Below are 11,894 nucleotides of genomic sequence, written 5' to 3'. Positions count from 1 at the left end.
AAATGAAAGTTAAAATTTTTAGTGTAGGACTGTTTTTTCTTCTTTTTATTTCGTGCAAAAAGGAGCAATCTATTATTGTTACCACTGATGAATATCATGCGGCTATTGATAATGTCACTCAAATAATGATTCATGATATTTTTTCGCCGCCAGTAGCTAGTAGGATTTTTGTCTATCCTAACATTGCTGCTTATGAAATATTAGCTCAAAACAATAAAAATTACATAAGCCTACAAAATCAGTTAAATGGTTTAGATTCTATTCCAAAATTAGAAAAGAATAGTAAAGTTAACCAACCATTGGCAGCTTTAATTGCGCACATGGAATTAAGCAAACAACTCGTTTTTTCTGAAGAAACTGTAGAAAAATTTAGAGATAGCTTGTATAAAAAATGGAGTGACCAGAATGAAAAGGAATTCATAATTTCTAAAGAATACGGATTAAAAGTAGCTAACCGCATAAAAACATGGATGGATAAAGATAATTATAAGCAAACTAGAACAATGTCTAAGTTTTCTGTTTACGTAAACCAGCCAGCACGTTGGCAACCTACTCCGCCTTCCTATATGGATGCAATAGAGCCACATTGGGGAGAAATTAGGCCTTTAATTCTTCTGTCACCTTCTCAATTTAAGCCCATTCCTCCCTATACTTACTCCTTAGAAAAAAATTCTTCTTTTTTTAAGGATGTTCAAGAGGTTTACGATATTAGCCAGCAAATGATTCAAAAAGGGGATGACTCTGAGGAAATTAAAATGGCTCAATTTTGGGATTGTAATCCTTATGTTTCCGTTACACAAGGACACATGATGTTTGCCAAAAAGAAAATTACACCCGGAGCACATTGGATGGGAATTACAAAAATAGCATGTAAAAAATCAAATGCTGATTTTAGTAAAACGGTATTTGCTTACACTAAAACCTCTATTGGAACATTTGAAAGTTTTATAAGTTGCTGGGATGAAAAATTTAGAAGCAATGTAGTGCGTCCAGAAACTGTTATTAATCAAAATATAGATGAGAATTGGAAACCAATATTACAAACCCCTCCTTTTCCTGAATATACTAGCGGACATTCCGTGGTTTCAATGTGTGCCGCATCTATTTTATCTTCAGTTTTTGGAGATAATTTTAGTTATGCCGATGATACAGAAGTTCAATTTGGTTTACCGATAAGAAATTTTAATTCCTTTGATGCTGCCGCAAAAGAAGCAGCCATGAGCAGATTGTATGGTGGAATTCATTATCGAGCTGCAATTGTGAATGGTATGGATCAGGGGAAGGCTATTGGCGTTTATATTGTTGGAAAATTAAAAATGATTAAAGAGAAATGACAACAAGAAAGAAAATTATAATTGTAGTTACGACCATAATCACTTTATTTTTAGTTTGGTATTTAGCAATTAAAAAATCAGATTATTGTATTTCATTTACGGTCAAAGCTGCAACTGGCACAGTTTATCAAGGTGTTCAAGAATGGGCTGCTGCACGACTTATAAAAAATAATGAGAAATATATTGTTATCGAGAAACAAAACTTTGACTTTATAAAATTAGAAATGATTAAAGAAGAAGTTTGGATAGATTATACTTGGACTTTAGCTTCAATTAATGATTCTGTCACCAAAGTAAGTGTTGGTATTAAAGATTACAATAATAGTTTTTACAACAAATTATCAGTGCCTTTTTTTAATACTGATTTTAAAAAGGAGCAGATCAAAAAAATAGCTGATTTCAAAACTGATTTACAAGATCATCTTAAGAATTTTAAAGTTAAAATCAATGGTAAAGGTGCTTCTGAAATAAGTCTCGTTGCCTACATTAGCTTGAAAAGTGTTTTGCAAGAAAAGGCGCAAAAAATGATATCTAGTGACGCTATAATTACAGGGTTTTTGGCAAGTAATAATATCAAGATAAAAGGAAGGCCCTATTTAGAAATCACAAAGTGGGATTTCAATAGTGAGATTATTGAATTTAATTACTGCTTTCCAATTGATAAAAGCACTAAAATTATTTTTGATGAGGTTGTAAAATTTAAAACATTACCTATTTTTGAAGGTCTGAAAGCTACTTATTACGGTAATTTTAGAACATCTGATAAAGCATGGTTTGCACTCATAGACTATGCTAAAAAACAAAATATTAAACTTGATAATCGAGTTTTGGAACATTTTTTATCTAATCCTTTTAATGGTGGCGAGGAAATTAAATGGAAAACTGAGATTATAATGCCGATTTCCTCTCACTAAACAATAAACATCACTTTCAATTGTGTATCATCGAAAACGTTTTCGGTTATTCCGAAAACGTTTTTGTTGTTATTCTGTTTTTTATTGAGAATTTTAAATTTAATTTTAGATAAATTTAACAAATCAATCATTTAAAATGAGCGTAAGAATACGACTGAGTTTTTGGCAAATTATCAATATGAATGTTGGTTTTTTTGGAATTCAGTACAGTTTTGGATTACAGCAAAGCGCTGTAAATCCTATTTACGACTTTCTTCACGCAAGTCCAGATCAAATCCCTATATTAAATCTTGCAGGACCTTTAACCGGCCTTTTAATTCAACCTATCATAGGCGCAATGAGCGATAAAACATGGCATCCACGATGGGGACGACGCAAGCCATACTTTTTTATTGGTGCAATCATCTGTAGTATAGCACTATTTTTATTCCCTTTTAGTAGCTCCTTGTGGATGGCCGCAGGTTTACTTTGGATTTTAGATGTGGGAAACAATACGGCGATGGAACCGTATCGTGCTTTTATTGCTGACACCTTAAACGAAGAACAGCAGCCAATGGGTTTTCAGGCTCAAAGTTTTTTTACAGGATTCGGACAATTTTTGGCTTACATCTCTCTATTTTTATTTCCTTTAATATTCATCGGGTATACAGGTTCGCTGCCCACATGGATTTATGCTTCCTTTTTTCTTGGCGCTATTCTATCAATAACTTCAATATGGTGGAGTATGAGAAAAATAAAAGAAATTCCGCCAACTGAAGCAGAATTATTGCGCTTAAAGGCCGAACCATTAAATCTGTTTTCGCCATTTATCGATATTTATAAAGCTGTATTAGATATGCCAAAAGTCATGTGGCAACTTTTCTTGGTTTATTTGTTCCAATGGTATGCAATGATGTGCTACTGGCAGAATAATTCAAAAAGTATTGCTTTGTCCGTGTGGGATGTAACCCCAAAAAATGCTGTTGGATATGAAAAAGCAGTAGAATGGAATGGGTTAATTGGAGCTTTTGGTTTTATTGTTACTTTTTCGATAGCCTTTTATTTAGCAAAATTAGCTAAAAGATATGGAGCAAAAATGGTTCATTTTGTGTGTCTTTTGCTTGGAGCTACTTCTTTTTTGTTTTTTCCCACTGTTCACAATCAATATTTATTCTTTGTTGTTGTTATAGGTTATGGAATTGCATGGGCTAGTATGATGGGGATTCCTTATTTGATGGTAGTTGCCGTAATTTCAAAAGAAAGATACGGTGTTTATATGGGAATTATAAATATGATGATCGTAATACCTATGATCATTCAAAATCTCTCATTTGGATATGTTTTGAGAAATTTTTTAGATAATGATCCACGTCAAGCTATAACCTTTGCAGGCGTATTACTATTGATTGGTACTTTTTTCACACTTTTAATTCAAGCTAAAAATGTATCAAGAACCGCATGAAAGACGATATAAATTATAGTAAAGCAATTGAATTATTGCAAAAAGTTTCATCTACAGAAGGGTTTCTTGCTAGTACAAATAATGTTTCCAACTATAAACGAGTTTGGGCTCGTGATGGAGTCATTTGTGGATTAGCAGCTTTAGCTTCAGGCGATGAAAAACTAATCCAAACATTCCGAATAACACTAGAAACATTAGGTAATAATCAACATAAAAACGGAACCATTCCTTCTAATGTGATGACTAATGGAGAAAAAATTGAGGTAAGTTATGGAGGTTTAGCAGGCCGAGTTGATGCTGTAACTTGGTTTATGATTGGAGTCTGTCAATATGCTTATTACACTAATGATTTTGCGTTTGTGGCAAAATTTAATGGTCATATTGAAAAGTGTTATGCATTACTCGAAGCATGGGAATTTAATAATCAGGGGCTGCTGTACGTGCCTCTTTCGGGGAATTGGGCTGATGAATATATTACAGATGGTTATGTTCTTTATGACCAATTGCTGCGAGTTTGGGCACTTAAAAGTTATAATTATTTTATAGAGGATGAATTAATAACGACCAAAATTGAGCAAATTATAAGGCAAATTGAGATTAATTTTATACCAGATTCTGGTGGCGATAAATACCATCAGAGGGCGTATAATGAAATAGATATTCAATATTATATGCCGTGTTCCTTTTCTCCAGCAGGATACAAAATACAATTTGATGCATTTGCTAATTCATTAGCACTGTTTTTAAATATTGGATCTAATGATTTTCAAGATGCAATTATAAAGTATTCACTAAATCTTAAAAATGAAATGAAATTGAAGCTCTTGCCTGCTTTTTGGCCGCCGATTTTTGAAACAGATTTAGACTGGAATCTTCTTAAAAATAATTGTAAATATGAGTTTAGGAACTTTCCGTTTGAATTCCATAATGGAGGTAGCTGGTCAATGGTGAACGGATTTTACGGTATGGCACTTTTATTAAAAGATAAAAAAATAGAAGCCTCAGAAATACTTGACTCTATAAATACTGCTAATGCTGTAGATGATTTTAGTTTCTATGAGAACTTTAATAGTGATACTAAAGAGGCAAATGGTGTCGCTTTTTGTGCTTGGAGTGCTGCTGCTGCTATACTATTACATCAGAGTTTACACAGTAATTTTAAATTTTTAATTTAATTGGAAAAGACAATAGATATAGTTTGTGTAGGCGAAGTTCTGATTGATTTTATTGGTCATGAGATGAATACATCTATAAATAAAACAAAAGATTACCATAGATTATTAGGTGGTTCACCTACAAATGTTGCAGTAAATGCGGCACGGCTAGGTTTGAAATCCGTTTTAGTAGCAACTTGCGGCAATGATGGTTTAGGCGAATACATTATTAGAAAATTGAAATCTAAGAAAGTAGATACTTCACATATTGTAAAATCAAAGAGTCATCCAACATCTGTAATATTTGTTTCAAAATCTTCTAGTACTCCAGAGTTCATCCCCTATCGTGAGGCAGATTGTCAAATCCAACCTCATCAAATTACTGAGAATTTATTAAAAAGTGCAAAGATATTTCATACAACTTGTTTCGCTTTAAGTAAAAATCCAGCACGAAGTACAATAATTGATAGTGCTAAACAGGCAAAAACATTAGGACTGCAGACAAGCATTGATATTAATTTTTCAGAAAAAATTTGGCCCGATCGAGAGGAAGCAAAGCAAATTTTACAAAATTATTTATCCACTAATCCTTTAGTTAAAATTAGTGAAGACGATTGTTTTCGACTATTTGCAGAGGTCAAAACTGATGATTTTATTTTTAAGTATTTTCATGATATGGGTGCAATAACCATTTGCCTGACAAAAGGGAGGGATGGCGTCGTTCTATCCAATATTGAAAGCGGAATATACAATCAACGTGCTTTACCTATTGATGCTGTAAAAGATACTACAGGAGCGGGTGATGCTTTCTGGACTGGATTTTTATATGCTTTTTTATCTAAAAAAACATTTGAAGAAACAATTTTAATAGCTCAAAAATTGGCAGTGCTAAAACTTCAGTATGTAGGTAAATTGCCAGACGATATAGATATTCATAAATATTTAAATACAAATTAAAACTAACCTATGAAAAACAGTACAGTTAAACTCGCAATGTATCTCAATTATTTTGTGTTTGCAATTCTTTTAAATAGTGTGGGAATTGTGATCTTGAAAGCACAAAAAAATTATGGTGTTGATGAATTGCAAGCAAGTGTATTAGAAGCTTACAAGGATTTACCTATTGCTATCGTTTCTTTCTTGATAGCATCATTTTTACCTCGATTGGGATATAAAAAAGCGATGCTCATCGGTTTAGGCTTAGTTTCTATAGCTTGTATCACTATGTATTTTGGAAATTCTTTTGAGACGGCAAAAATTCTTTTCGCAACCGTAGGAGTCTCTTTTGCTTTGATCAAAGTTTCCGTTTATTCTCTTATTGGAACAATAACTAGAAATCAACAGGAGCATAATAGTTTAATGAGTAGCATTGAAGGCGTGTTTATGATAGGAATTGCTTTAGCCTACTTCTTGTTTCCAGCGTTTAATTCTGATGGTAATCCTGACTCTTGGTTAAATGTTTATTGGCTTTTAGCCGCAATTTCGTTATTATCTTTTGCGTTTTTATTTTTTACTAAATTCGATAATCAAACGGAAATACCAGGTGTTGATTTAATAGATGATTTCAAGCAAATGTTTAAGTTGTTTGCAAAATTATTAACCATAGTTTTTGTTATCAGTGCGTTTTTGTTTGTAATGATTGAGCAAGGGATCATGTCGTGGCTGCCTACTTTTAATAGCAAAGTTTTACATCTACCTGAGAACATAAGCATAATGATGGCAAGTATACTAGCAATTTCTCTAGCTGTAGGAAGGCTTTTAGCTGGTGTTATTACAAAGCGAGTAAGTTGGATTTGGGTTTTAAGTGTTTGTATTATAGCAGCCATGTTGATTGTAATATTTGTTCTTCCTAAAACGGTTGGTTTAGAAGTTAAGGACATTAATTCTCTTAGTGATATTCCTCTTATCGGATTTGCATTTCCTTTGGTTGGACTTTTTATAGCACCTATATATCCATTATTAAATTCAGTTGTACTAAGTGCTTTACCTCAAAAACTTCATAGTTCCATGACGGGATTAATTGTTGTATTTTCAGCTCTTGGCGGTACATTAGGTTCTAGAGTTATTGGCTATTTATTTAAAAATGAAGGTCCGCAAAATGCATTTTACTATACATTAATTCCTATGTCGTTATTATTGATTTCTTTCTTTGTTTTGAAAAAATTAACTGCATCAAATGTGGTAAAATTAGAAGTCAAAAATGATAATGCTTAGTTCAACTAAAAAATATAAAATGAAATTTCTAATTAATATCAACGAAGTTTTTGAAAAGCTACTTTCTCAGGAAGATACAGATCAAGATAAAAAAATAACAAAAGATGACAATGGGCCAAAGCGTTTTGTTCTCCTGGACCAAAATACTAAAGCAGAGGTAGAAATTATCGGTACTTATCAATTGTCTAATTTATTACAAGAATTAGCAGTACTCAAAGAAAGTGATTTAATTTTAGGCGAGGTTGATTTAAATCGCATTCAAGAAAATCCTGTAGAGAGAATTTCAAGGAAAATTAAAGACGATTACTGGGACGAGCTAAGCAGAACCATCGATAAAAAAGGATTAATGCAAATTATTGAAGATGAGAAAACTTCAAGTGAGGTGGCTACACTACATGTTTCTGCGAAAGATAAACAGGGAGTTGCTTATTTTCAAGAATTAGAAAAAGAGTTGCCAAACTTTAAAGTAGAGATTATGCCAGAGAATTATTCTATGGAATATATTGAAACTCTAAATGACAAACCAGGGATTTTGGCTTTGGCTTTGGAACAAAAAACATATAGTTTACAAGGTGTACCTTTTATAGTTCCAGGTGGAAGGTTCAATGAAATGTACGGTTGGGATAGTTATTTTATTGGTCTTGGGCTTTTAATTGATAACAAAAAAGATAAAGCAATTGCAATAGCTGAAAATTTTAAATATCAAATTACCTATTATGGAAAAATTTTAAACGCAAATAGAAGCTATTATTTGACTAGAACGCAACCGCCGCTTTATTCCTCATTAATAATTGAAATTGTAAAAAAGGGAATTCCAAGCTTAATCTGGTTACAAAGTCATCTTGAAACTATGATTCTAGAGTACAACACCGTGTGGATGATTCAGGGAAATCGATTGACAGTAACGGGACTAAATAGATATAAAGCGGACGGAATTGGAATGCCATTTGAAGTGGAGGCTGGACATTTTGATGACGTATTGGAACCTTACGCAATAAAATATAATCTACCAATAAGAGAATTTGAAAAACAATATTTACAGCGAATTATTGTCGATGCGGATTTAGATGAATATTTTGTTCACGACAGAAGCATGCGCGAAAGTGGACATGACACAACCAATCGATTGATAAATAAGTGTGCCAACTTAAATTCAGTTGACATAAACAGTTTTCTATATAAATATGAAAAAGACATAGCCTATATAATTGAAACTTATTTTGGATCTACTTTCAAGACGGATAACGTTTCCTATACCGCGGAGGACTGGAAACAAAAAGCCATTTATCGTAAAAATAAAATAAATGAACTATGCTGGAATGAGCAAGCTGGAATGTATTTTGATTATGATTTTGTAAACAAAACGCAACTTCCGTTTGAAGCTGCAACAACATTTTTTCCTCTTTGGGCTGGATTGTGTGATGATAACCAAGCTAAAAAATTAGTGGAAGTAGCGTTACCTCAATTTACTAAAACAGGAGGTATCACAGGTAGCACAAAATCTAGTGCAGCACAATTGTCAATCTATACAACGCAACGGCAATGGGATTATCCCTTTGGCTGGGCGCCTCATCAAATTTTATTATGGGAAGGATTGTTAAAATATAATTTTAGAGACAAAGCTAAAGAAATGGTCTATCGCTGGTTATGGTTAATCACTCGGAATGCTGTGGATTACAACGGGACAATTCCAGAGAAATTTGATCTTGAAATAAGTTCTCATAAAGTTTTTGCAGAGTACGGTAATGTGGGAACTGAGTTTGATTACATCGCAAAAGAAGGATTTGGCTGGGTCAATGCTTCGTATCAATATGGTTTACAAATTTTAAATGCAGATCTAAAAACTAAATTAGGTGAATTAGTCTCTCCAGAAGATCTTTTTTAGTCACGCAAGACGTTTTTTGTTTTTTGAATGTATATTTTTTTTAACTTTATCATTCACTAAATGAATTAATTATGACTGTAAATCAAATTTTAAGTACTAAGGGTAAGGAAGTTTATTCTATTCTTTCAACCCATACCGTATATGAAGCTTTATCCGTTATGAGTGAAAAAAATATCGGAGCAATCCTTATTATTGAAGATACAGTTTTAAAGGGGGTTTTGTCTGAAAGAGATTACGCTCGAAAAGTTGTTTTGAAAGCAAAATCGTCAAAAAAGACTCTAGTACATGAAATTATGGAAACTGATGTGGTGACTGTAGCTCCATCAGATAATTTGGAATTTTGCATGGAGTTGATGAGTACGAAAAGAGTACGTCATTTGCCTGTTTTAGAAAGTAGTATTGTAATAGGAATTATCTCTATCAGTGATGTAGTGAAGGCGATAATAGCCATACAAAAAGACACAATAGAGCATTTGAATTCTTATATAACGCAGTAAAAGTTATGAATTTCTGGGATTAAACAGTCGCTTTTTCAGCGACTGTTTGCATTTACATTCTTTAATAAATAATTGATTTCTTAAAAAGAATACATATAAAGTTAACTATTTAAGCTAAGTCTGTTATCTTTGCCAGCTAGAATAAAATCTAAAATAAATGAATAAAGATAGCAAAAGAAGAGAAGCATTATTATACCACGCAAAGCCAACGCCTGGTAAAATTCAAGTAGTTCCTACGAAGAAATATGCAACACAAAGGGATTTATCACTGGCTTACTCTCCGGGAGTAGCTGAACCCTGCTTAGAAATTGTAAAAGACGTTGATAATGTCTATAAATATACTGCAAAAGGAAATTTAGTTGCCGTAATTACGAACGGAACTGCAGTTTTAGGTTTAGGCGATATAGGGCCAGAAGCTTCGAAACCTGTTATGGAGGGTAAAGGGTTATTATTTAAAATATTTGCAGATATAGATGTATTTGATATTGAAATTGGTACGAAAGATATTGAGGAATTCATTCAAACTGTAAAGAATATAGCACCAACTTTTGGTGGGATCAATCTTGAAGATATAAAAGCACCTGAATCATTTGAAATCGAAAGACGATTAGTAGAGGAATTAAACATTCCTGTAATGCATGATGATCAACATGGTACCGCTATTATTTCATCTGCAGCATTGTTAAATGCTTTAGAATTAGCTGATAAAAAAGCAGAAGATGTCAAATTAGTGGTGTCTGGAGCTGGTTCTGCTGCAATAGCATGCGCAGATTTATATGTTTTACTGGGTATTAAACTTGAAAATATTTTCATGTTCAATAGCAAAGGATTGCTTACCAAGGATAATCCAAAGTTGTCTGAAATGCAATTAAAGTATGCAAAGAACATTCCCCCTCAAACGCTGGAAGAAGCCTTAGTTAATGCTGACGTTTTCTTAGGATTGTCAACTGGTGATATTATGACACCTCAAATGTTACTTGGAATGGCTGCAAATCCAATTGTTTTTGCAATGGCAAACCCGGATCCTGAAATTGATTATAATGTTGCAGTAGCTACACGTGAAGATGTGATCATGGCAACTGGACGCTCAGACTATCCTAACCAAGTGAATAATGTTTTGGGTTTTCCATATATTTTTAGAGGTGCACTTGATGTAAGAGCGACTAAAATAAATGAGGAAATGAAAATGGCAGCTGTAAAAGCATTGGCCTTACTTACTAAAGAATCAGTTCCAGAGCAAGTTAATGTAGCTTATGGCGCAACCAAATTAAATTTTGGTAGAGAATATATTATTCCAAAACCTTTTGACCCAAGATTAATTACTATTGTTGCTCCAGCTGTGGCTAAAGCGGCCATGGATTCAGGTGTGGCCCAAAATCCCATTACAGATTGGAACAAATATGAAGAAGAACTTCTAGATCGTTTAGGTAACGATAACAAAATGGTTCGTTTGATTGCAAACAGAGCTAAAATGGATCCAAAACGTATCGTATTTGCTGAAGCAGATCACTTAGACGTACTTAAAGCAGCCCAAATTGTTTGGGAAGAAGGTATTGGCTTTCCTATTTTACTTGGTCACAAGGAAATTATCTTAGAGCTAAAGGCAGAAATAGGTTTTGATGCTGATGTTGAAATCATTGATCCTAAAACGGATGAGGAAGAGGGGAGACGTAATAAATTTGCAACAACGTATTGGACTAGTAGAAAAAGACGTGGTATATCTTTTCTTGATGCTCAAAAATTAATGAGAGAGAGAAACTATTTTGCTGCTATGATGGTTAATGAGGGTGAAGCTGATGCATTAGTGACGGGACATTCTCGAAGTTATCCTACAGTTGTTAAACCTATATTACAACTTATAGATAAAGCACCAGGAGCTTCAATTGTAGCTACCACTAATATAATGATGACGTCTCGTGGACCAATGTTTTTATCTGATACTGCGATAAATATCGATCCGTCAGCTGATGATTTAGCGAAAATAGCAATTATGACGGCTAAAACAGCTAGAATGTTTGGAATTGAACCTGTTATTGCAATGATATCTTTCTCTAACTTCGGATCATCAACAAGCGAGAGCGCCACTAGAGTGAGACAAGCAGTGTCTTATTTGCATAAAAATTATCCTGACCTCATAATAGATGGAGAAATACAGGCTGATTTCGCTTTAAATCCAGAGTTATTAAAGGCAAAATTTCCATTCTCGAAACTGGCTGGTAAAAAAGTAAATACATTAATTTTTCCAAATTTAGACTCCGCTAATATTACTTATAAGCTTTTAAAGGAATTAAATAAAGTAGATTCGATTGGTCCTATTATGCTTGGATTAGATAAACCAGTGCATATATTTCAATTGGGTGCAAGTGTTGAGGAAATGGTGAATATGGCTGCAATAGCAGTGATTGATGCTCAAGAAAAAGAATTGAAAAAAAACAAATCAAGCTTAATTTAATAG

Annotated in this window: 9 protein-coding genes; all 9 read left to right on the top strand. The window is 33.2% G+C overall.

Going from position 1 to position 11,894, the window contains the following annotated elements; translation table 11 throughout:
* The first annotated feature begins 2 nt into the window (after positions 1-2).
* The 9 genes from BUA99_RS02570 (at position 3) to BUA99_RS02530 (ending at position 11,891) form a co-directional block, all read left to right on the top strand.
* Entirely contained in the window at positions 3-1,334 is a 1,332-nt protein-coding gene (locus tag BUA99_RS02570) for a vanadium-dependent haloperoxidase (protein ID WP_072987879.1), read from the top strand.
* Positions 1,331-2,248 (top strand): GyrI-like domain-containing protein, encoded by a 918-nt coding sequence (locus BUA99_RS02565; RefSeq protein ID WP_072987876.1) that lies wholly within the window; start codon positions 1,331-1,333, stop codon positions 2,246-2,248. Before BUA99_RS02570 ends, BUA99_RS02565 begins: the two co-directional genes overlap by 4 nt.
* Positions 2,249-2,384: 136 nt before the next feature.
* Positions 2,385-3,689 carry an MFS transporter gene (locus tag BUA99_RS02560; RefSeq protein WP_072987873.1) on the top strand — a complete coding sequence of 435 codons (1,305 nt, stop codon included), beginning with the start codon at positions 2,385-2,387 and terminating at the stop codon, positions 3,687-3,689.
* Positions 3,686-4,864, top strand: coding sequence for a glucosidase family protein (locus BUA99_RS02555; RefSeq protein ID WP_072987869.1), 1,179 nt, complete (start codon positions 3,686-3,688; stop codon positions 4,862-4,864). The genes BUA99_RS02560 and BUA99_RS02555 overlap by 4 nt, the downstream gene beginning before the upstream one ends.
* Positions 4,865-5,800 carry a carbohydrate kinase family protein gene (locus BUA99_RS02550; protein WP_072987865.1) on the top strand — a complete coding sequence of 312 codons (936 nt, stop codon included), beginning with the start codon at positions 4,865-4,867 and terminating at the stop codon, positions 5,798-5,800.
* A 9-nt stretch (positions 5,801-5,809) separates the two neighbouring features.
* On the top strand, positions 5,810-7,057 hold the full coding sequence (locus BUA99_RS02545; RefSeq protein ID WP_072987862.1) for an MFS transporter: 1,248 nt from the start codon (positions 5,810-5,812) through the stop codon (positions 7,055-7,057).
* A gap of 19 nt (positions 7,058-7,076) precedes the next feature.
* Positions 7,077-8,942 (top strand): trehalase family glycosidase, encoded by a 1,866-nt coding sequence (locus BUA99_RS02540; RefSeq protein ID WP_072988683.1) that lies wholly within the window; start codon positions 7,077-7,079, stop codon positions 8,940-8,942.
* A gap of 71 nt (positions 8,943-9,013) precedes the next feature.
* Entirely contained in the window at positions 9,014-9,439 is a 426-nt protein-coding gene (locus BUA99_RS02535; protein ID WP_084673462.1) for a CBS domain-containing protein, read from the top strand.
* Positions 9,440-9,596: 157 nt separating this feature from the next.
* Positions 9,597-11,891: an NADP-dependent malic enzyme gene (locus BUA99_RS02530; RefSeq protein WP_072987856.1), complete on the top strand. Its 2,295-nt coding sequence runs from the start codon at positions 9,597-9,599 to the stop codon at positions 11,889-11,891.
* Positions 11,892-11,894 lie beyond the last annotated feature (3 nt).

It is taken from the genome of Flavobacterium segetis (genome assembly GCF_900129575.1).
Taxonomy (GTDB): domain Bacteria; phylum Bacteroidota; class Bacteroidia; order Flavobacteriales; family Flavobacteriaceae; genus Flavobacterium; species Flavobacterium segetis.
This window is presented reverse-complemented; position numbering and strand designations above follow the sequence as displayed.